The organism is Streptomyces hazeniae, assembly GCF_031845485.1.
Lineage (GTDB): Bacteria > Actinomycetota > Actinomycetes > Streptomycetales > Streptomycetaceae > Streptomyces > Streptomyces hazeniae.
This window is the reverse complement of record NZ_JAVREQ010000020.1, coordinates 1-21,343: the sequence shown is the minus strand read 5'-3', so window position 1 is coordinate 21,343 and position 21,343 is coordinate 1. Positions and strand designations below refer to the sequence as shown.

At 73.3% G+C, this 21,343-nt stretch carries 18 protein-coding genes and 1 pseudogene; 16 read left to right on the top strand and 3 right to left on the bottom strand.

The window, feature by feature from the left end; all coding sequences use genetic code 11:
• Positions 1–19: 19 nt before the first annotated feature.
• Both RM572_RS20575 and RM572_RS20570 read right to left on the bottom strand, forming a co-directional pair.
• Entirely contained in the window at positions 20–202 is a 183-nt protein-coding gene (locus RM572_RS20575) for a hypothetical protein (protein ID WP_027764635.1), read from the bottom strand.
• 325 nt (positions 203–527) lie between these two features.
• The gene (locus tag RM572_RS20570) at positions 528–1,322 is read right to left on the bottom strand and encodes an SGNH/GDSL hydrolase family protein (RefSeq protein ID WP_027764634.1); all 795 of its coding nucleotides are present in this window, start codon (positions 1,320–1,322) and stop codon (positions 528–530) included.
• A gap of 163 nt (positions 1,323–1,485) precedes the next feature.
• On the opposite strand from RM572_RS20570, the gene RM572_RS20565 reads away from it, so the two are divergent.
• The 5 genes from RM572_RS20565 to RM572_RS20545 all read left to right on the top strand — a co-directional run bounded on the left by RM572_RS20565 (position 1,486) and on the right by RM572_RS20545 (position 7,772).
• On the top strand, positions 1,486–4,389 hold the full coding sequence (locus tag RM572_RS20565) for a glycoside hydrolase family 2 TIM barrel-domain containing protein (RefSeq protein WP_311674846.1): 2,904 nt from the start codon (positions 1,486–1,488) through the stop codon (positions 4,387–4,389).
• Between the two features lie 339 nt (positions 4,390–4,728).
• The gene (locus tag RM572_RS20560) at positions 4,729–5,133 is read left to right on the top strand and encodes an ATP-binding protein (protein WP_311674932.1); all 405 of its coding nucleotides are present in this window, start codon (positions 4,729–4,731) and stop codon (positions 5,131–5,133) included.
• Between the two features lie 220 nt (positions 5,134–5,353).
• Positions 5,354–6,175 (top strand): basic amino acid ABC transporter substrate-binding protein, encoded by an 822-nt coding sequence (locus RM572_RS20555; RefSeq protein WP_394813660.1) that lies wholly within the window; start codon positions 5,354–5,356, stop codon positions 6,173–6,175.
• Entirely contained in the window at positions 6,172–6,963 is a 792-nt protein-coding gene (locus RM572_RS20550) for an amino acid ABC transporter permease (protein ID WP_247597500.1), read from the top strand. Before RM572_RS20555 ends, RM572_RS20550 begins: the two co-directional genes overlap by 4 nt.
• A gap of 5 nt (positions 6,964–6,968) precedes the next feature.
• Positions 6,969–7,772, top strand: coding sequence for an amino acid ABC transporter ATP-binding protein (locus RM572_RS20545; protein ID WP_027764629.1), 804 nt, complete (start codon positions 6,969–6,971; stop codon positions 7,770–7,772).
• A gap of 113 nt (positions 7,773–7,885) precedes the next feature.
• Here the strand turns inward: RM572_RS20545 and xylA are convergent, their stop codons facing one another.
• On the bottom strand, positions 7,886–9,061 hold the full coding sequence (gene xylA / locus RM572_RS20540; protein ID WP_311674845.1) for a xylose isomerase: 1,176 nt from the start codon (positions 9,059–9,061) through the stop codon (positions 7,886–7,888).
• 120 nt (positions 9,062–9,181) lie between these two features.
• Between xylA and xylB the strand changes: the two genes are divergently transcribed.
• The 11 genes and pseudogenes from xylB to RM572_RS20485 form a co-directional block, all read left to right on the top strand.
• Positions 9,182–10,627: a xylulokinase gene (xylB, locus tag RM572_RS20535; RefSeq protein ID WP_311674844.1), complete on the top strand. Its 1,446-nt coding sequence runs from the start codon at positions 9,182–9,184 to the stop codon at positions 10,625–10,627.
• A 33-nt stretch (positions 10,628–10,660) separates the two neighbouring features.
• A complete protein-coding gene (locus RM572_RS20530; RefSeq protein WP_311674843.1) occupies positions 10,661–11,857 on the top strand; it encodes an ROK family transcriptional regulator in 1,197 nt (398 codons plus the stop codon).
• 153 nt (positions 11,858–12,010) lie between these two features.
• A complete protein-coding gene (locus RM572_RS20525; RefSeq protein ID WP_311674842.1) occupies positions 12,011–13,486 on the top strand; it encodes an acyl-CoA synthetase in 1,476 nt (491 codons plus the stop codon).
• Positions 13,479–14,846 (top strand): carboxyl transferase domain-containing protein, encoded by a 1,368-nt coding sequence (locus RM572_RS20520; protein WP_311674841.1) that lies wholly within the window; start codon positions 13,479–13,481, stop codon positions 14,844–14,846. Before RM572_RS20525 ends, RM572_RS20520 begins: the two co-directional genes overlap by 8 nt.
• A 238-nt stretch (positions 14,847–15,084) precedes the next feature.
• Positions 15,085–16,353 (top strand): extracellular solute-binding protein, encoded by a 1,269-nt coding sequence (locus RM572_RS20515; protein WP_311674840.1) that lies wholly within the window; start codon positions 15,085–15,087, stop codon positions 16,351–16,353.
• Between the two features lie 41 nt (positions 16,354–16,394).
• On the top strand, positions 16,395–17,825 hold the full coding sequence (locus RM572_RS20510) for a lipase maturation factor family protein (protein ID WP_311674839.1): 1,431 nt from the start codon (positions 16,395–16,397) through the stop codon (positions 17,823–17,825).
• A 163-nt stretch (positions 17,826–17,988) separates the two neighbouring features.
• Positions 17,989–18,900, top strand: a complete 912-nt coding sequence (locus RM572_RS20505; RefSeq protein ID WP_311674838.1) for a sulfotransferase family protein — start codon at positions 17,989–17,991, stop codon at positions 18,898–18,900.
• Entirely contained in the window at positions 18,897–19,373 is a 477-nt protein-coding gene (locus RM572_RS20500) for a hypothetical protein (RefSeq protein ID WP_311674836.1), read from the top strand. The genes RM572_RS20505 and RM572_RS20500 overlap by 4 nt, the downstream gene beginning before the upstream one ends.
• The gene (locus RM572_RS20495) at positions 19,370–20,551 is read left to right on the top strand and encodes a glycosyltransferase family 4 protein (protein WP_311674835.1); all 1,182 of its coding nucleotides are present in this window, start codon (positions 19,370–19,372) and stop codon (positions 20,549–20,551) included. Before RM572_RS20500 ends, RM572_RS20495 begins: the two co-directional genes overlap by 4 nt.
• A 47-nt stretch (positions 20,552–20,598) precedes the next feature.
• On the top strand, positions 20,599–21,153 hold the full coding sequence (gene cysC / locus RM572_RS20490; protein WP_311674834.1) for an adenylyl-sulfate kinase: 555 nt from the start codon (positions 20,599–20,601) through the stop codon (positions 21,151–21,153).
• Positions 21,150–21,343, top strand: a pseudogene (locus tag RM572_RS20485) (sulfate adenylyltransferase subunit CysD); the annotation flags it as partial. The gene cysC and the pseudogene RM572_RS20485, both read left to right, overlap by 4 nt.

The following is a 21,343-nucleotide window of genomic DNA, read 5'->3' as shown; positions in this document are numbered from 1 at the left end:
CCACGCCCGCGCGGGGTGTCTACCTGCCGATCTCCTTGCGGCTGACGCGGCGCAGCCTGCGCCGCTGCGACGGGTCGAGCGCCAGGTAGGCGGCGACCGGGACGCCGACCATCACCAGCAGCGCGATCCAGAACGACGTCAGCCACCACAGGAGCAGGCCCACCGCCACGCCCCCGACGGCGATCTTGCCTCGGTTGGTCATCTGAAGTGCCTCCTCTGCGGGAGCGGCTGCCGCCGCTGTTCACACTGGAGAACGCACGCCCGGTCCCCCGGGTTCCGTGCGGCGGTGCCCCGCCGGATTCCAGGTTCTCACCTCGCCCGGGATGCCGTACCCGCGCGGGCCGCGGCACCGTCCGTTCCGGGCCCGGCCCGGCGGTCCGGCGCCGCGGCCCCGGCTCTCGCACGCGCTCGCCGGGCCACACATTCCGTCCCCGCGGACAGACGCCCGGGGCGCGCCCCCTCCGTGCTGGAGGGGGCGCGCCCCGGGAAGGGCGTCCATGCGGAGGACACCCGGTGATGCGGATCCGTCAGGCCAGGCTCTCCATGACGGGGTAGTAGGCGCCGGACTGGCCCTGGGCGGTCGGGTGGTAGGACTCCCACACCGGCCAGGTGGTGCTGTGCAGCCAGCGGTCGCCCGAGCAGATCTCGTGGCCCTCGAAGGCGGGCCGCATGTCGCCGTAGGCGAAGCCGTGGTCGGCGGCGCGCTTGGAGGTCACGGAGTGCAGGTCGTCCGCGGCGGAGTTGATGGCCGCGCGGGACGTCTCGCTGATGCCGAACGAGCAGGTGCCGTTGACCTTGTAGATGTGCGGGTAGCCGAGCACGACCACGCGGGCGTTCGGGGCGCGGTCGCTGATGGCGTTGTAGACCGAGTCCAGCCGACCGGGGAGCGTGCCCGCGATGTAGGCGCGGGCGTCGGCGATGGCGTCGAGGCAGGCGCCTTCGCCCAGGACGACACAGGTCGTCATGGCGTCGGCGAAGCCGGCGTCGTTGCCGCCGATGCTGATGCTCACCAGGTCGGTGCCGGAGTTGACGGGGCCGAGCTGGCCGGCCAGCACGTCCGACGTGGTCGCTCCGGAGCAGGCCGTGAAGGCGAACGACGCGGGCGCGTTGTTGGCCTTCCACAGCTCCGGGTAGGCGTTGGCGCTGCGCCGGCAGTCGCCGCCGCTGTACGCGCCGGCGCCGACGCCGGAGGAGTAGGAGTCGCCGAGCGCCACATAGTCGAGCGCCGCCGTGTCGGCGGCGTGGGCGCTGGTGGAGAGGGTGGTCAGTCCGAGGACGGCGACCGCGGTTGTGACCGCGGCCTTCCATCTGCGCAGCTTCATGGGGCCTCTCATGGTGGGGGTGGCATGGAGGGAGCTTCTGCCGTACTCAGTAGTAGCAGCGGGTCCCGGATTCGAGAAGTGTCCATGCCAAAAAAGCCGAACGGTGTCTCGGGGACAACGAACTGGGGAACCTCCCGGTGACGGCCGTTCAGAAGGAGGCGGATTGTCGGGCATTCCGTATTTCGAGGACGTGACCCCGGCGCACGGAACGCTGCCGCCGCGCGCCTGGTGGAGGACGTCCGACGCCGGGTCGCTCGACCTCGGCGGCACCTGGGCGTTCCGCCTGCACGACCGCGCGCCGCGGGACGCGCCGTTCAGGAGGGACGGCTTCGACCCCCGCGCGGCACCCGGATGGACGACGCTGCGGGTGCCCGGCCACTGGGTGCTGCAGGGCCACGGCGCACCCGCGTACACCAACACCCGTTACCCCGTTCCGGTGGACCCGCCGAGGGTGCCGGACGAGAACCCCACCGGCGACCACCGGCGGGAGTTCGACCTCCCCGCCACCTGGCCGGACCACGGGTCGGCCGTCCTGCGCTTCGACGGCGTCGAGTCCTGCGCCCGGGTCTGGCTCAACGGCACCGACCTGGGGTCCTTCCAGGGGAGCCGGCTGCCGCACGAGTTCGACGTCGGGAAGCTGCTGCGCCGCCGCGGGAACGTGCTCGCCGTGCGCGTGCACCAGTGGTCGGCGGGCACCTACCTGGAGGACCAGGACATGTGGTGGCTTCCGGGGATCTTCCGCGAGGTCACCCTGCTGCACCGCCCGCCCGCTGCGGTGTCCGACGTCTTCGTGCACGCCGGGTACGACCACCGCGACGGGACCGGCACGCTGCGGGTGGACGCAGCACCCGGGGGACGGGTGTCGGTGCCGGAACTGGGCGTCGAGACGGCCACCGGCGAGACCGTGCGGATGCCGGTGGAGCCGTGGACGGCCGAGACGCCGCGCCTCTACGACGCGACGCTGCGCACACCGGGCGAGACCGTCCCGCTGCGCCTCGGCTTCCGGACCGTCGTGGTGGAGGACGGGCTGCTGCGGGTGAACGGGCGGCGGGTGCTCTTCCGCGGCGTGAACCGGCACGAGTTCCACCCCGTCACCGGGCGGACGCTGGACGTCGCGACGATGCGACGCGACGTGGAGCTGATGAAACGACACCACGTCAACGCCGTCCGCACCAGCCACTACCCGCCGCACCCCGCCTTTCTCGACCTGTGCGACGAGCTGGGCCTGTGGGTGATCGACGAGTGCGACCTGGAGACGCACGGCTTCCGCCATGTCGGATGGCGGAACAACCCGGTGGACGACCCGCGGTGGACGCCCGCCCTGCTGGACCGGGCGCGGCGCATGGTGGAGCGGGACAAGAACCACCCGAGCGTGGTGATGTGGTCGCTGGGCAACGAGTGCGGCGGCGGCGCCGGACTGTCCGCGATGGCCCGCTGGATGCGCGAGCGCGACCCGGGCCGGCCACTGCACTACGAGGGCGACCCCGCCTACCCCGACTCCGACGTGCACAGCCGGATGTACGCGGCGCACGAGGAGGTCGACGAGATCGGCGGCGCGGAGGAACCCGGCGCGAAACCGTTCCTGCTCTGCGAGTACGCACACGCGATGGGCAACGGCCCCGGCGGCCTGACCGAGTACCAGCGCCTGTTCGAGGTCCACCCGCGCTGCCAGGGCGGCTTCGTCTGGGAGTGGATCGACCACGGGCTGCTGCGCCGCACCGCCGACGGGCGGGAGTACTTCGCGTACGGCGGGGACTTCGGGGAGGAGATGCACGACGGCAACTTCGTGTGCGACGGCCTGGTCTTCCCCGACCGCACCCCCTCACCGGGGCTCACCGAGTACGCGAAGGTCGTCGAGCCGGTGCGCGTGACCGGGCGCGGCGGAGAGGACCGTGAGCTGACCGTCGCCAACCTGTACGACTTCGCGGACCTCTCGCACCTGGCCTTCGACTGGACGTACGCCGTGGAGGGGGTCGAGGTCGCCGCCGGCCCGCTGGACGTGCCGCCCCTGCGGGCCGGCGCGTCGGGCCGCGTCCGGCTCCCCCCGCCGCCGGACCACGCGCTGGGCGGCGAGGCGTGGTGGACCGTCACCGCCCGCCTGGCGGCGGACACCGCATGGGCACCGCGCGGGCACCGGGTGGCCTGGGCCCAGGTGCCCGGCCCGCCCGCACCCGCGGCCACGGCCGCGGAACCCGCGCCCGTCCCGGCGGGGGCGCCCCGCCGGGACGGCACGTCCGTACGCCTGGGCCCGGCCGTCTTCGACGCCCGCACCGGCGCGCTGACCGCCCTGGGCGGACTGCCGTTCACCGACCCGCCCCGCCTGGACGTGTGGCGGGCCCCCACCGACAACGACGAGGGCGGGGCCCGGCAGCCCGGTGGCAGGACGGCGGCGCAGTGGCGGCAGCTCGGGCTGCATCGCGTGCACCACCGCACCGACGCCGTGCGCCTGGAGGACGGCGGCCTCACCGTCCGCACCCGCGTCGCCGCGGCGGGCACCGGCCTCGCCCTGCGCACGGCCTACCGCTGGGCCGCGGACGGCGCGGGCGTCCGCCTGACGGTGACGGTCGACCCGGAGGGCGACTGGCCGTGCCCGCTGCCGCGGCTGGGCGTACGGTTCGGGCTGCCCGCCCGCTTCGGGCACGCGGAGTGGTTCGGCGGCGGACCGGGCGAGGGCTACCCGGACGCGTGCGCCGCCGCCCTGCTGGGCCGCTGGCGGGCGCCGGTCGACGCCCTGCAGACCCCGTACGTGCGGCCGCAGGAGAACGGCGCGCGGCCCGGCGTGCGCTGGGCGGAGCTGCGGGAGCGCCCGGACGGCGGGACCGGGGTCCGGATCACCGGGGCGCCGGAGAGGTTCTGGTTCAGCGCCCGGCGGTGGACGAGCGAACAGCTGGACGCCGCGGCGCACACCACCGACCTGACGCCGGGCGACACCGTGTGGGTGCACCTGGACCACGCCCAGCACGGGCTCGGCTCCGCCTCCTGCGGGCCGGGCGTGCTGCCGGCCCACCGTCTCGATCCCGCGCCGGCCGTTTTCTCGCTGCGCTTCACCGCGCAATTCGTTGAATAAGAAAAGACCTGCACGTCTTCTTCACGCGGACTTCAGGCTTTCCCTCAGAGGAACTGTGGGATGCCTCACAACGCAGAACGCCTGGAACGCGGCGGAAGTACGCCCGAATTTCCCCACAATGGGGTTTTCCGGGAATCCGCGCACCCCACCCCGAAAAGCCGCTACGACCAGGCATTTTCACTGCCGGAGAAGGGAGCGTGACGGAACGCCCCGGACAGTTCTGCCATTTGCAGCCTGTTCCTTGCCATACGCCACTCGCGCCCCCATAGTGGACCGGTGGCTTCCCCCCATGAGGCACCTTCCCTAGCGCACCGCGGCGGCAATACCGTCACGCGGCCGCTGAGGGACGCCTTTCACCTTCCCGCCCGGGAGACCTCGGTTTCCGAGGCACGGCGGCTGGTGCAGCGGCGCCTGCGCGCCTGGGGCGTGGCGGAGGAGTCCTGCGACGACGCCGAGCTGCTCGTCTCCGAACTCTTCACCAACGCCGTACGGCACACCGACAGCGACAAGGTCGGCTGCGAGCTGTGGATGATCGGCGTACGGCTGCGCCTGGAGGTCACCGACGAGGGCGGCGCCCGCCGCCGGCTGCTCCCCACCCCCCGCACCCCGGACGCCGACGGCGAGGGCGGCCGGGGCCTGCTGCTGGTGAGCGTGCTCGCCGACGAGTGGGGCGTACGGCCCGACGAACGCGACCGGGGCAACTCCGTGTGGGCGGAACTCCCCTGCGTGCGCACCCCCGCCTGAACCTGCCCTCTCGCCGCGCCCCCGCGTAGCGACGGCATCACCACGGGGCGCCGAACTGCGGTGTTATCCGGTCGCAACCTCACGCGAGGGCTCCGAGGGGCCGCTGCGATGGCAGGATGCGCGGCAACCTTGCCGATCTTCCCGGGCCCGCGTCACCCACGACGCCGTCGAGGTCCCGGTACGGCAGGGTCGCCCAGGAACCCACCCTGACGGAGGCACCGTGTCCGCCCACCCGACGTCCCGCCGGTCGCTGTCCCTGCTGGCCGCAGCCGCGACCTTCGGTCTGCTCGCCGCCACCACGGCGTGCACCAGTACCAAGACCAGCGCCGGCGACGGGACCGAGATATCGCTCGTCAAGGCCGGCAAGCTCACCACCTGCACCCACCTGCCGTACTCGCCCTTCCAGTTCAAGAAGGGCAACCAGATCGTCGGCTTCGACGTCGACCTGGTCGACGCCGTCGCGAAGGAGCTGGACGTCGAGCAGGAGATCGTCGACACCCCCTTCGAGGGCATCCAGTCCGGTCAGGCACTCAACGCGAACAAGTGCGACGTCGCCGCCGCGGGCATGACCATCACCGACACCCGCGAGGAGAACCTGGACTTCTCCGACCCGTACTTCGAGGCCACCCAGGCGCTGCTGGTCAAGAAGGAGAACGACTACGCCTCGATGGCGGACCTCAAGGGCAAGAAGCTCGGGGTGCAGCAGGCGACCACCGGCGCCAAGTACGGCCAGGACAACGGCGACGGTGTCGAGATCGTCGAGTTCGAGGACATCGCCCTGCTGCTGACGGCGGTCAAGACCGGCCAGGTCGACGCGGCCATCCACGACAACGGGGCCCTCTTCGACTATGTGAAGAAGAACCCGAAGACCAAGGTCACCACGGAGTTCGACACCGGCGAGCAGTACGGGATCGGCGTGCAGACCGGCGACGACGCGCTGCGCAAGCAGGTCAACGACGTCATCGCGAAGATCAAGTCGGACGGGACCTACGACAAGATCTACAAGAAGTGGTTCGGCAAGGCTCCGGAGTCCGCCCAGTGACGGGACGGCTGACCCGCCGCCAGCGCACCACCGCCATCCGCACCACCCAGTACGCCGTGCTGGTGGTCGTGGTGATCGTGATCGCGCTGGTGGCGGACTGGAACGTGATCCACCAGGCCTTCTTCGATCTCGAAGTGGCCCGGGAGCAGTTCCCGGAGATCATCACCACCGCGCTGGTCAACACCCTTCTCTACACCGCGCTCGGCTTCGGGTTCGGTCTGGTGCTGGGTCTGGTGCTGGCGCTGATGCGGTTGTCACAGGTGCCGCCCTACCGGTGGCTGGCGATCGGGTACATCGAGTTCTTCCGCGGCGTGCCGGCCCTGCTGGTGTTCATCGCGCTCGGCTTCGGCGTCCCGCTCGCCTTCCAGGTGTCCATCAACCAGTACGTCACCGTGATGCTGGCGCTGGGCCTGGTCGGCGCCGCCTACATGGCGGAGACCATCCGCGCGGGTATCCAGGCGGTACCCAAGGGCCAGGCGGAGGCGGCACGTTCGCTGGGCATGTCGCAGGGCAGGGCGATGATCTCGATCATCATCCCGCAGGCCTTCCGCATCATCCTGCCGCCGCTGGCCAACGAGCTGATCCTGCTCACCAAGGACTCCTCCCTGGTGTACCTGCTGGGGCTCTCGCTGTCGGGCTACGAGCTGACGAAGTTCGGCCGGGACGCGCTCAATCAGAACCGCAGCATGACCCCGATCCTGCTGGCCGGCCTGCTGTACCTCGTCATCACCCTCCCGCTCGGCCACCTGGTGCGCCGGCTGGAGGCCCGTACCGCGAAGGCCAGGTGAGCGGCATGAAGGACGCCGTGACGAAGACGGAGCACGCCTCCCCCGCCGGCGGGGACACCGCCATCCACATCGCGGACCTGCACAAGTCGTTCGGCGACCTGGAGGTGCTGACCGGCATCGACCTGGACGTGCGCCGGGGCGAGGTGGTGTGCGTGATCGGGCCGTCGGGCTCGGGCAAGTCCACCCTGCTGCGGTGCGTGAACCTGCTGGAGGAGCCCACCTCCGGCACGATCACCGTGGCCGGCACCGAGGTGACCGACGAGAACGTGGACATCGACCGGGTCCGGCGCGGCATCGGCATGGTGTTCCAGTCCTTCAACCTCTTCCCGCACCTGACGGTGATCGAGAACCTCACCATCGCCCAGCGCCGGGTGCTGGGACGGGAGAAGGACGAGGCGCGGAAGGTCGCCCGCCGCAACCTGGAGCGCGTGGGCATGACCGAGAAGGAGTCCGCCTACCCGGCGAAGCTCTCCGGCGGTCAGCAGCAGCGGGTGGCCATCGCGCGGGCGCTGTCGATGGACCCGCAGCTGATGCTGTTCGACGAGCCGACGTCGGCGCTCGACCCGGAGCTCGTCGGCGACGTGCTCTCGGTGATGCGGCGCCTCGCCGCGGAGGGCATGACCATGCTGGTCGTCACGCACGAGATGAGTTTCGCCCGTGAGGTGGCCGACCGGGTCGTCTTCATGGACGGCGGGGTCATCGTCGAGGAGGGCCCGCCGGAGCAGGTCGTGGTCGATCCGCAGCACGCGCGGACCCGCGAGTTCCTCTCCCGGGTGCTCGACCCGGCGGCGGCCGACCTGCCGGACTAGCCTGCCGGACAGGTCAGCCTTCCGGGCCGGCCGTCCCCCGGACGACGAGACGCCGCACACCGGCGAGAACCGGTGTGCGGCGTCTCGCGTCGGCGTGGAAGGGACCGGTGGTCTCAGCCCCCGCGTACACCCAGCAGGTGGTCCATCGCCAGCTGGTCCAGGTGCTCGAAGGCCATGCCGCGCTCGGCGGCCGCGTCCGGGTCGAAGTCCTCGAACGCGGCGCGGTCGGCCAGCAGGCCGGCCGCCGTCTCGCCCGGTTCCAGGGTGGGGCGGGCCAGTTCGTCCAGCCGCGAGGCGCGCAGCGCCTCGGCGACCTCCCGGTCGGCGCGGAACGCGGCGGCCCGCTCGCGCAGCACCAGGTAGTTCCGCATGCAGCCGGCCGCCGACGCCCACACGCCCTGGAAGTCCTCGGTGCGCGGCGGCTTGAAGTCGAAGTGCCGCGGGCCGTCGTAGCCGGCGCTCTCCAGCAGGTCGACCAGCCAGAAGGCCGCGCGCAGGTCGCCGGCTCCGAAGCGCAGGTCCTGGTCGTACTTGATGCCGGACTGGCCGTTGAGGTCGATGTGGAACAGCTTGCCCGCCCACAGCGCCTGCGCGATGCCGTGCGGGAAGTTCAGCCCGGCCATCTGCTCGTGGCCGACCTCCGGGTTGACGCCGAACAGCTCGGGCCGCTCCAGCCGTTCGATGAACGCCAGCGCATGCCCGACGGTGGGCAGCAGGATGTCGCCGCGCGGCTCGTTGGGCTTGGGCTCGAGGGCGAACCGCAGGTCGTAGCCCTGACCGGTGACGTACTCGCCCAGCAGGTCGAAGGCCTCCTTCAGCCGGTCCAGGGCGCAGCGCACGTCCTTGGCGGCGCCGGATTCGGCGCCCTCCCGGCCGCCCCAGGCGACATAGGTGCGGGCGCCGAGTTCGGCGGCGAGGTCGATGTTGCGCATCACCTTGCGCAGGGCGTAGCGGCGTACGTCGCGGTCGTTGGCGGTGAAGGCGCCGTCCTTGAACACCGGGTGGGTGAAGAGGTTGGTGGTCGCCATCGGGACCGTCATGCCGGTCTCGTCCAGCGCGGCGCGGAAGCGCCGGACGTGCCGCTCGCGTTCGGTCCGCGGGGAGCCGAACGGGATGAGGTCGTCGTCGTGGAAGGTGACGCCCCAGGCGCCCAGCTCCGCGAGACGGCGTACGGACTCGGCCGGGTCGAGCGCGGGCCGGGTGGCGTCGCCGAACGGGTCGCGGCCCTGCCAGCCCACCGTCCACAGACCGAAGCTGAACCTGTCCTCAGGGGTCGGCCGGTAGCTCATCGTGCACCACTCTCCTGCTCGGGGTCCGCCGGTTCGGGGGGCTTCGGGACTCTATTCGTCATGCCCGTTGACAAACTAGTATGCGGGCAGGACCCCGCTGGAGGAAGAGGTGAGGGAGCAGTGGCCGCACCCGAAGGGCCGTTCGTCGTCGGCGTGGACAGCTCCACCCAGGCCACCAAGGCGCTCGTCGTCGACGTGGCGACCGGCCGGGTCGTCGCCCGGGGGCAGGCCCCGCACACCGTGGACGCGACGTCCGGCCGGGAGTCCGACCCGGAGCAGTGGTGGACGGCTCTCGCCTCCGCGCTGGAGCAGTGCGGCCCGGCCGTGCGGCGGGCCTCGGCGGTGTCCGTGGCCGGCCAGCAGCACGGCCTGGTGACGCTCGGCCGGGACGGCAGGCCCGTCCGTCCGGCGCTGCTGTGGAACGACGTGCGGTCCGCGCCCCAGCGGGACCGGCTGCTGGCGGAGCTGGGCGGTCCGGAGGGCTGGGCCCGCCGGACCGGGAGCGTGCCCGCGCCGTCCTTCACCGTCACCAAGTGGGCCTGGCTCGCCGAGCACGAGCCGGAGGCCGCGGCGGCCACCACGGCCGTACGGCTGCCGCACGACTACCTCACCGAGCGGCTGACCGGCACCGGCACCACCGACCGCGGCGACGCCTCCGGCACCGGCTGGTGGGCGTCCGACACCGGCACGTACCACGCGGAGACCCTCGACCACGTCGGCCTCTCCCCCGACGCGCTGCCCCGCGTGGTCGGCCACGGCGAGGTGGCCGGCACCGTCCGCGACGGGCTGCCGCTGCCCTCCGGCGCGCTGGTGGCGCCCGGCACCGGCGACAACATGGCGGCGGCGCTCGGGCTGGGTCTGCGTCCCGGGCAGCCGGTGCTCAGCCTGGGCACCTCCGGCACCGTCTACGCCGTCTCCGGGACGCGGCCGGCCGACCCCACGGGCACGGTCGCCGGGTTCGCCGACGCCGGCACCCGCTGGCTGCCGCTGGCCTGCACGCTGAACTGCACCCTCGCCGTGGACCGGGTCGCCGCCCTCCTGGGCCGCGAGCGCGAGGACGTCGAGGCGGGCGGCGGGGCGACGCTGCTGCCCTTCCTGGACGGCGAACGCACACCCGACCTGCCTTACGCGTCCGGCCTGCTGCACGGTCTGCGGCACGACACCACCGGCGGGCACATCCTCCAGGCCGCCTACGACGGCGCGGTCTTCACCCTGCTCGACGCGCTGGAGAAGGTGCTGGGCGGCGAAGCCGCGCCGGACGGCGGAGCCGACGCCCCGTTGCTGCTGATCGGCGGCGGCGCGAAGGGCACCGCCTGGCGGGAGACCGTGCGCCGCCTGTCCGGGCGGCCGGTCCAGGTGCCCCGGGCGCAGGAACTGGTGGCCCTCGGAGCGGCCGCGCAGGCCGCCGGGCTGCTGATGGGCGAGGACCCGGCCGCCGTCGCCCGCCGCTGGGCGACCGCCGACGGCCCGGCCTACCCCGCGGTGCAGCGCGACGAGGAGACCCTCGACCGGCTGACGGCCACGCTCGGGAGCGCGGGCGCGCTGCTGGGCCGATCCGGCTCCTGACCACCGGCCGGCCGCAGCGCGCAGGAGGACCAGATGCCCGCTTCCGCCCCCAACTCGCAACAGGAGATACGGCGCCGCAACCTCTCCCGGGTCCTGCACACCGTGGCCGAACGGGCCCCCGTGTCCCGGGCGGGCATCGCCGCCCGCGTCGGGCTCACCCGGGCCGCGGTCTCCACGCTGGTCGACGAACTGCTGCGCGGCGGGCTGCTGACGGAGCTGGGGCCGGGCCGCACCGGCGGGGTGGGGCGTCCGGGCCACGCGCTCGACGTCGGCGCCCGCGGACCGTGCGGGATCGGCGCGGACGTCGGCGTGGACCGGCTGGTGGTGGTCGCCCTCGACCTGCGCGGCCGGGTCCGCGCCCGCGCCGAGGCGGAGGGCGACCACCGCGACTCCGACCCCGACGAGGTGCTGGCGCGCTTGGCCGCGCTGGTCGAGGAGACGGCCGCCGGGGCGGCCGGGCACGGACTGGCGCCGGCGGGGCTCGCCGTGGCGGTGCCGGGACTGGTCGGCCGCGACTCCACCCGGGTGGTCCGCACGCCCAACCTGGGCTGGCCGGCCACCGACCTGCGCCCCCGGCTGCCCCGGTCCCTGCCGCTCACCGTGGACAACGAGGCCAACTTCGGCGCGCTCGCCGAGCTCTGGCACGGCGGCACGGAGGCCCCCGCCGACTTCGTGCACGTCTCCGCCCGCATCGGCATCGGCGGCGCGGTCGTGCTGGGCGGCGAACTGCTGCGCGGGGCCCGAGGGTTCGCGGGCGAGCTGGGCCACGTGCCGGTGGTACCGGAAGGCAGGCCGTGCGGCTGCGGGGGGCGTGGCTGCCTGGAGCAGTACGCCGGGGAGGAGGCCCTGCTGGGGGCGGCCGGACTGCCCGCCGGGCACGCCTCCCCGCGCAGCCGTACGGCCGTTCTCGCCGAACGGGCCGCGCAGGGCGACGCGGCCGCGCTGCGGGCGCTGCGGGACGCCGGGCGGGCGCTCGGTGTCGCCCTGGCGGGTACGGTCAACCTGCTGGACCCGGAGGCCGTGGTGCTCGGCGGGGAACTCGCCGGGCTCGGACGCTTCCTGCTCCCCGCGCTCACCGGAGAGCTCGCCTCCCGTCAGGCCGCGCCCGCCCCCGTGCCGCGGCTGCTCACCTCCGCCGTCGGCACCGACGGGCCGGTGCTCGGCGCGGCCCGCTCGGTGGTGCGCGCCGTGCTGGACGACCCGATGGCGCACGCCCCCGCGCGGGCGTGACCGGGAGCTTCCCTGCACTTGCGCACGGCGGGCGGCGTACCGGCCCCGGGCGTCGGCCGCCGTGCGATGCTGAGGCCGCAGACGTCCCTCACCTGCGAGACCGCGCCCTGCCGAAGCGCGGCATGCGCACCCGCGACCTGTGAAGGAGTACCGGTGTCGTCCCTCTTCCCAGCCCTGCGCGAGAGCCCGGACCGGACCGCCCTGCGGTTCGGCACGGACGTCCTGACGTACGGCGCACTGGACGCCGCGTCCGGGGCGCTGGCGGAGAAGATCGCCGGGGCCGGCCGGATCGCCGTCTGGGCGACACCCTCCCCGCACACGGCGGTCGCCGTGGTCGCCGCGCTGCGGGCCGGCGTGCCCGCGGTGCCGCTGAACCCGCGGACGGGCACCCGGGAACTGGCGCACATCCTCGGCGACAGCGCCCCGGCGCTGGTCCTCGCCGCGCCCGGCGAGGTGCTCCCCGAGGGCCCCGACACGCTGCCCCGCGTGGACGTGTCCCTGACGACCGGGGCGACGCCGGGGGCCGCGGCGCCCGCGCCCGAGGAGGAGCCGGGGCCGGAGACGGCCGCGCTGGTCGTCTACACCTCCGGCACCACCGGACCGCCGAAGGGCGCGGTGATCCCGCGCCGCGCCGTCGCGCACACCCTGGACGCGCTGGCCGGCGCGTGGGGGTGGACGGCGGACGACGTACTGGTGCACGCCCTGCCGCTGTTCCACGTGCACGGCCTGGTGCTGGGCGTCCTCGGCCCGCTGCGGCGCGGCGGTACCGTGCACCACCTGGGCCGCTTCGACGTGACGGCGGTGGCCCGCGAACTGGCCGGTCCCGGCACGATGCTGTTCGGCGTGCCCACCATGTACCACCGGCTCGCCGAGGCCGTGGCCGACGACCGGGAGCTGGCAGGCGCCCTGTCCGGGGCCCGGCTGCTGGTCTCCGGGTCCGCCCCCCTGCCGCTGCGCGACCACCAGCGGATCGCCGAGGCGACCGGCCGACACGTCGTCGAGCGCTACGGGATGACGGAGACGCTGATGAACACGAGCGTGCGCCTGGCGGACGACGGACGGTCCCTGAGCCCCGCCCGGCCGGGCACGGTCGGGCCGCCGCTCGACGGCGTGGAGCTGCGGCTGGTGGACGAGGCCGGTGCGCCGCTGGAGGCAGGGGACGGCGAGACCGTGGGCGAGGTGGAGGTACGGGGTCTCTCGCTGTTCACCGGGTATCTGGGCCGCCCGGAGGCCACCGCTGCGGCGTTCACCGCGGACGGCTGGTTCCGCACCGGGGACATGGCGACCACCGATGCGGCGGGCGCGGTGACCCTCGTCGGCCGCAAGTCGACCGATCTGGTGAAGAGCGGCGGTTACAAGATCGGTGCGGGCGAGATCGAGAACGCGCTGCTGGAGCACCCCGGCGTGGCGGAGGCCGCCGTGACCGGCGAACCCGATCCGGACCTGGGCGAGCGCGTCGTCGCGTGGGTCGTGCCCCGGGACGCCGCCTCGCCGCCCGGCGAACGCGAACTGGCCGAGCACGTCTCCGCGCTCCTCGCCCCGCACAAGCGGCCACGGCGCGTGCGCTACCTGGACGCCCTGCCCCGCAACGACATGGGCAAGATCCTCAAGCGCGCGCTCGATGCCTGACCGGCCGCAGGCCCCGGCGGGCGTCCCGGCCCGCGAGCTGCTGGCGGGCCTGACCGACGATTTCGCCGAGGCGCCGCCCGAGTCCTGGGCGGCACCCGGAACCGCGGACGACGACGGCCCGCTGGGCTGGCCCGGGTACGGCGCGGCCCGGGGGAAGGCGCGGGCACGCACCGGGGAGGCGGAGTCGGTGGTGCTCGGCACCGGACGGGTCGACGGCACCGAAGCGGTCCTGCTGGCCTTCGAGTTCGGCTTCCTCGGGGGTTCGCTCGGGGAGCGCACGGGTGCCCGCATCGAGGCGGCGCACGTCCTGGCCCGGGAGCGCCGGCTGCCGCTGGTGTCGCTGGTCGCCACCGGGGGCAGCCGTATGCAGGAAGGCATGCGGGCCCTGTCCCAGCTCCAGCGCGTGGCACGGCAGTGCGCGCTCACCCGTGCCGCGGGGGTGCCGCAGCTGGCGGTGGCCCGGCATCCGACGACCGGCGGCGGCTGGGCCGCCGTGGCATCCGGCGCCGATGTGGTGCTGGCCGTCGAGGGCGCGCAGGTGGCCTTCGCCGGCTCCCGCGTGCGGCCGGAAGGTGCGGACCCGGCGGCGTACACGGCCGAGGGGCAGTACGCGGCCGGGCACGTCGACCGGCTGGTGCCCGCCGGGGAACTGCGCAGCGCCCTCGGCCGCTGGCTGGCACTGCTCGCCGGGCCGCCCGGGGACCGGCTGGAGCCGCCCCCGGCGCTGCGGTCGGCCGCCCCGCCGGCGACCGGCTGGGAGGCGGTGGAACGCGCCCGCTCCGCCGGACGGCCACGCGCGGGCGCCTACCTGGACGCGTGCTTCACGCGGCGCGAGGAGATCGGCGGCGACCGCTGCGGCGGCCGGGACGACCAGGGCGTCGCCTGCGGCCTCGGCCGCCTGCCGGACGGCACCACGGCGGCGTACGCGGCGCAGCTGGGCACCGCGACCCGCCCTGCCGGATACCGCACGGCGGCGCGTCTGGTCCGGCTCGCGGACCGGCTGGGCCTGCCGGTCCTCACGCTGGTCGACACGCCCGGTGCGGCGGGCGACGGCGAGGCGGAACGGGCGGGGACCGGCCCGGCGGTGGCCGCGTGCTTCGCGGCCGTGGCCGAGGCCCGGGTGCCGGTGACCACCCTGGTTGTCGGCGAGGGCGGCTCGGGCGGTGCTCTCGCGCTGGCCGCGCCCGGCCACACGTGGCTGGTGCCGGAGGCGTACTTCTCCGTCATCGCGCCGGAGTCGGCCGCAGCCGTGCTCAAGCGGGACGGCGGGCGGGTGCGCGAGACCGCCGACCAGCTGCGCCTGCGCCCTCAGGACGTCGTCGGCCTCGGCGCCGCCCGCGGGATCGTCGACCCCGCCTGAGCCCGCACGACCCCCGCCTGGGCCCGCCCTCTTCCGCCGGGCGGGCCCAGGCCTCACCGGGAGGTCCGGCCCGGTGCGGCGCGGGTTGCGGGGGTTGCGCGGGGTTGCGCAGGGATGTCGTCCCGGCATCCCCCTTGACCCCGGCATTGGTCTATGCCAAAGCTGTGCGTCAACCCCCCACAGTCCGCGCCGCCACCCGCCGTCCGGCGGCACCCGTGCGACCTTCCCTGGGGGAGCCATGCCCTTTTCGTTCCGGAGGAGAGGCGCCGTCCGTGCCCTCGCGCTCGCCCTGAGCAGCGCCCTGCTCGCCGCGTGCGGCCTCATCGGCGAGAGCGACGACGGCCGGACGCTGACGGTGTGGCTGATGGAGGGCAGCCTCACCGACGGCCTCACCCGCGACCTGGTCCGCGACTACGAGGCGCAGCACCCGGGCGTCGAGGTGGAGGTGGTCGTGCAGCAGTGGCCCGGAATCGACCGGAAGGTGACCGCCGCGCTGCGGTCCGGCGACGGCCCCGACGTCATCGAGGTCGGGAACACGCAGGTCGCGCAGTACGTGCAGACGGGGAAGGTGCAGAACCTGACCGTCCGGATGATGGACCTGGGCAGCGACGAGTGGCTGCCCGCCCTCGGGGCGTCCGGCCAGGTGGACGGCTTCCAGTACGGCGTCCCGTTCTACGCCGCCAACCGGGTCGTGGTCTACCGCAAGGACCTGTTCGAGGCGGCCGGGATCGACTCCCCGCCGCGCACCCGGGACGCGTGGCTGACCGCGACGGCCGCGCTGGACTCCCCGCCCGGCCAGCAGGGCATCTACCTGCCGGGCCGGAACTGGTACGTGCTGGCCGGTTTCGTGTGGGACGAGGGCGGCCGGCTGGCCGACGAGCGCAGCGGCCGGTGGAGCGGCGCCCTGGACACCCCGCAGGCACTGCGGGCCATGGACTTCTACCGCGAACTCCAGTCCCACGGGGAGGCGCCGCCCGCTTCCGACGAGGCGAACCCGGACCAGGAGCAGGTGTTCGCGGAGGGCCGCGTGGCCCAGCTGATCACCGTGCCCGGCGGCGCGCGCCTGATCACCGACGCCAACCCGGACCTGAAGGGCAAGCTGGGCTTCTTCCCCGTCCCGGGCGAGAAGCCGGGCGAGCCGTGTGCGGTGTTCACCGGCGGCTCGGTGCTGATCATGCCGGACGGCGAGGGCCTCGACGAGGAGGCGTACGCCTTCGTCAAGCTGCTGTCCGGCGACCGGTGGCAGCGGCGCATCGCCGGGGAGATGAGCTACGTACCGAACAAGGCGAGGCTCGCCGGCGCACTGGACGGCGACCCGGGTGCGGAGGCCATGGCGCGCGCGGCCGAGCACGGTCACACCGTCCCCGCCTCCCCGTCCTGGGGCACGCTGGAGGCGGACAACCCGATCACGCGGTACATGACTGCCGTGCTGCGCGGCGAGGCGAAGCGGCCGGCGGCGCAGCGGGCGTCCGCGACCATCAGCCGGGTACTCAACGGCACCGGCTGAGACGCGGTGAGTCCTGCGCCTCCCGGTGGTACCCGTCGCCCATGGACTGGTTCACCGCACCGGAGCTCTGGCTCGCCCGGGAGATGGCGCAGCGCGGCCTGGCGCTGCTCTACGTCGTCGCCTTCCTCACCTCGGCGCTCCAGTTCCGTCCGCTGATCGGCGAGAAGGGCATGCTGCCCGCGGACCGCTTCGTGCGCGCGGTGCCGTTCCGCAGCGCGCCCGGACTGTTCCAGTGGCACTTCTCCGACCGCTTCTTCGCCGCCGTCGCCTGGTCGGGGGCGGCGCTGGCCGCCGCTCTGGCGGCGGGCGCCGGGGACGCCGTGCCGCTGGGTGCCGCGATGGCGGCGTGGGCGGTGCTGTGGGCGCTGTACCTGTCGATCGTGAACGTGGGGCAGACCTGGTACGGCTTCGGCTGGGAGTCGCTGCTGCTGGAGGCGGGATTCCTGGCCGTCTTCCTGGGCAACGACTCCGTCGGACCGCCCGTGCTGGTGCTGTGGCTGCTGCGCTGGCTGCTGTTCCGTGTGGAGTTCGGGGCGGGCCTGATCAAGTGGCGGGGCGACCGCTGCTGGCGTGAGCTGACCTGCCTGGACCACCACCACGAGACCCAGCCCATGCCCGGGCCGTTCAGCTGGCACTTCCACCGGCTGCCGCGCCGCATGCACCGGGCGGAGGTGGCCGCCAACCACGTCACGCAGCTGCTGGTGCCGTTCGCGCTGCTGCTCCCGCAGCCGGTCGCCGGGGCAGCCGCCGCGCTGATGATCGTCACCCAGCTGTGGCTGCTGCTGTCCGGGAACTTCGCCTGGCTGAACTGGCTGACCGTCGTTATCGCGTGCGCGGCGCTGGACACCTCGCTGGTCACCGGTCCCCGCACCTACGGCGCCACGCCGCTGTGGTTCGCCGCCCTGGTGTGCGCGCTGACCGTGCTGGTGGCCGTGCTCAGCTACCGCCCGGTCCGCAACCTGCTGTCCCCGCGGCAGCGGATGAACCGCTCGTTCGACCCCCTGCATCTGGTCAACACCTACGGGGCGTTCGGCAGCGTGACCCGGGTGCGCCACGAGATCGTGCTCGAGGGGACGGACGCCGAGCACCCGGACGAGGACACCGCATGGCGGGAGTACGACTTCCGCGGGAAGCCAGGCGACCCGAGCCGGCGGCCGCGGCAGTTCGCGCCGTACCACCTGCGGCTGGACTGGATGATGTGGTTCGCCGCGCTCTCCCCGGCGTACACCCGTGGCTGGTTCGACGCGTTCGTGCTGCGGCTGCTGCGGTCGGATCCGGACACCCTGCGGCTGCTCCGCCGCAACCCGTTCCCGGACGGCCCGCCGGCGCACGTACGGGCGCTGCTCTACCGCTACCGGTTCACCACCGGGTCCGAGCGCCGGGAGACCGGCATGTGGTGGCACCGCACCCTGGTCCGCGAGTACCTCTCGCCCGTACGGGCGCCCGCCACGACACCTCATCCGTTCCGGTGATTCGTGGCCGGATCCGTACGGTGCCGGACGGGCCTCCGCGACCCCTCGGCCAGCGGCGGGAGCACCCCCGCGGAGCCGGGCGTGAACGATCCGCACCGAATCCGGGGTTTAACCCGGAGGCCGCAGCTTGACCACGAATTTGCAACATGCCTAGCCTGCCGCAATGAGCCTTCGAAGGACACTGAACACATCCCTGCGCAAAGCCACCGGCTTCGAGATCCGGCGCGCGTCCATGCCGGAGACCGCCAAGCTGAAGCCGAAGGCAGCCGAGAAGGCTCCGCGGCCCAAGCCGATCGGGTTCCGCGAGACGAAGAACCCGGAGCTCGACCGCCTGCTCCGCAAGCCGGTCTTCATCATGTCGCCGGTGCGCTCCGGCTCCACCCTGCTGCGCGTGCTCGTCGGCGGCCACTCCAAGCTGCACGCCCCGCACGAGCTCCACATCCGCCGGCTGAGCGTCGGGTACGGCACGTCCATCTCCAAGAAGGCCATGGACGCGCTCGACCTGGACACCGCCGACCTGGAGCACCTGCTGTGGGACCGGGTCATGCACCGCGAACTGGTCAAGCACGGCGGCGAGTTCATCGTCGAGAAGACGCCGAGCAACGCCTTCGCCTGGAAGCGCATCGCCGCCTGCTGGCCGGACGCCCGCTACATCTTCCTGCTCCGCCACCCGGCCTCCATCGCCCGTTCCTGGCACGAGTCGGACCCGGAGAAGCGTTCGGAGGAGGAGGCCACCGCCGACGCCCTGCGCTACATGAAGGCCGTCGAGCGGGCCCGGGGCGGCCTCACCGGCCACCTCGTCCGCTACGAGGACCTCACCGCCGACCCCGAGCAGACCCTCAAGGGCATCTGCTCCTTCCTCGACCTGGAGTTCGAGCCGCAGATGCTCGAGTACGGCCAGCGCGAGAAGAGTGACATGAAGCGCGGTCTGGGCGACTGGCGGGAGAAGATCCTCAGCGGCAGCGTGCAGCCGGGCCGGGAACTGCCCTCCCTCGACGACGTCCCCGAGCTGCTCCGCCCGATGTGCGAGGCCTGGGGCTACACCAAGGATGCGGAGGGCGCGCACTCCGCATGAAACCCCACGCCGAAATCGACGAGGTGTGGCCGCGCGACGGCCGCATCAGACTGGTGGGATCGCTCCACGGACGCGAGCCTGGAGGCGACGGATGGCAGCTCGTACTGGCGCTGCGCGGGCATGAGAAGTACCGGCTGCGCTACGACGCGCGGCTGGACGGCACGGCGTTCGACGCCTCGGTGCCGGTCGACGACCTCGCGCTGGACGGACTGCACAAGGCGGTCTGGGACCTCCACCTCTCCCCCGCGGGCGACGACGAGGAGACGCTGACGGTCGGCAGGCATCTGGACGACATCGCGGGCAAGAGGAAGATCTTCGTCTTCCCCGGTCAGTCCGCCCACGACGAGGACGGGACGGTGGTCCGCCCCGTCTACAGCAACGCGGACGACCTGACCGTCGAGTGCGTCCCCGGCGACCTGCCGCTGAGCCCGGACGAGCTGCCCTTCGAGCGGACGGAGTGGATGGTCCGATGAAGATCCGCTACCTGCTGCTGCACGCCTATGGCACCGGCGGCACCATCCGTACCGTGATGAACCAGGCCAACACCCTGGTCGCCGCGGGTCACGACATCGAGATCGTCAGCGTCATAAGGCACCGCGACGAGATCCAGTTCCCGCTGGACGACCGGGTCGCCGTCACCTCCCTGATCGACGGTCGCGAGGCCAGGGCCGGCGCCCAGGGCTGGAAGGAGGGCCTCAAGAACCCGGAGGACGTCGCGCTCGCCCACACCGACCCGGAGCTCGTCCCGGCCGGCGAGTTCGGTGTGCGGTACTTCAACCGGTACGTCGAGGTCGTGGTCGGCGCCTACCTCGAAGGGCTCACCGACGGCATCCTGGTCACCACCCGGCCGGCGCTCAACATCCTCGCCGCGCACCACGCGCCCCGTCACCTGGTACGGGTCGCGCAGGAGCACATGAACCTGTCGGTGCACCGCAAGGACGTCGTCGCCGCGATCCAGGAGTACTACCCCCGCTTCGACGCCGTCGCCGTGCTGACCCACCGGGACCTGGAGGACTACGGGAAGATCCTTCCCGACACCCACCTGGTGCGGATCCCCAACGCCGTCCACTCGATGGACCAGCAGCCGTCCGACTGGTCCCGCAAGATCGCGGTCGCAGCGGGCCGGCTCGCCCCCCAGAAGGGCTTCGACATGCTGATCCCGGCATGGGCGAAGGTGGCCGAGCGGCACCCCGACTGGCAGCTGCGCATCTTCGGCCACGGCGAGAAGCGGGCCCAGCTGCGCGCGCTCATCGAGAAGCACCACCTGTACAACCAGGTGCTGCTCATGGGCCAGACCAAGGCGCTGGACGACGAGCTGACCAAGTCCTCGATGTACGTGCTGAGTTCGCGCTTCGAGGGGCTTCCGATGGTGATGATCGAGGCCATGACGCACGCCCTGCCGGTGGTGAGCTTCGACTGCCCGACGGGCCCGGCCGACGTGCTCACCGACGGCCAGGAGGGCATGCTCGTGCCGGCGGAGGACGTCGACGCCCTCGCCGAGGCACTGATCCGCCTGATGGACGACAAGGCGCTGCGCGAGAAGATGGGCACGGCAGCGCTGGAGACGGCGCAGAACTACGCCCCCTCCGCGGTGCACCCGCAGTGGGAGACGCTGTTCACCGAACTCCTCACCGCCTCCGGGCGGGACTGATCACCGCCTCCGGGCGGGACTGACCGAGAGCCAAGGACGGGTAACCGATGAACGCAGCCGGCGACGACCGGCGGGGGGCCACCGTGTGGCTCACCGGCCTGCCCAGTGCGGGGAAGACCACGATCGCCCGCGCGCTGGCGGACCGCCTGGCCCGCGACGGCCGCCGGGTGGAGGTGCTGGACGGGGACGAGATCCGCACCTTCCTCACCGCGGGGCTGGGCTTCTCCCGCGAGGACCGCGACACCAACGTGCAGCGGATCGGCTACGTGGCCGAGCTCCTCGCCTCCAACGGGGTGATCGCGGTCGTCCCGGTGATCGCCCCGTACGCGGACAGCCGGGAGTCCGTCCGCAAGCGTCACCAGGCGGCGGGCACCACCTACCTGGAGGTGCACGTCTCCACTCCGGTCGAGGAGTGCTCCGAGCGGGACGTGAAGGGTCTCTACGCACGTCAGGCCGCCGGTGAGATCTCCGGTCTCACCGGCGTCGACGACCCGTACGAGGCGCCGGAGGCGCCCGATCTGCGGTTGGACACCCGCGGCCGCGGCGTCGAGGAGTCGGCCGGCGCGGTGCACGCCCTGCTGACCGAGAGGGGTCTGGTATGAGCGCGGCCGGCCCGGGCCAGGAGGGCTCCTACGGCGAGGAACTGCCCGACGAGCCGTACGTGCTGTCGCATCTGGACGCGTTGGAGTCGGAGGCGGTGCACATCTTCCGGGAGGTGGCCGGGGAGTTCGAACGCCCCGTGATCCTCTTCTCCGGAGGCAAGGACTCCATCGTCATGCTGCACCTGGCGCT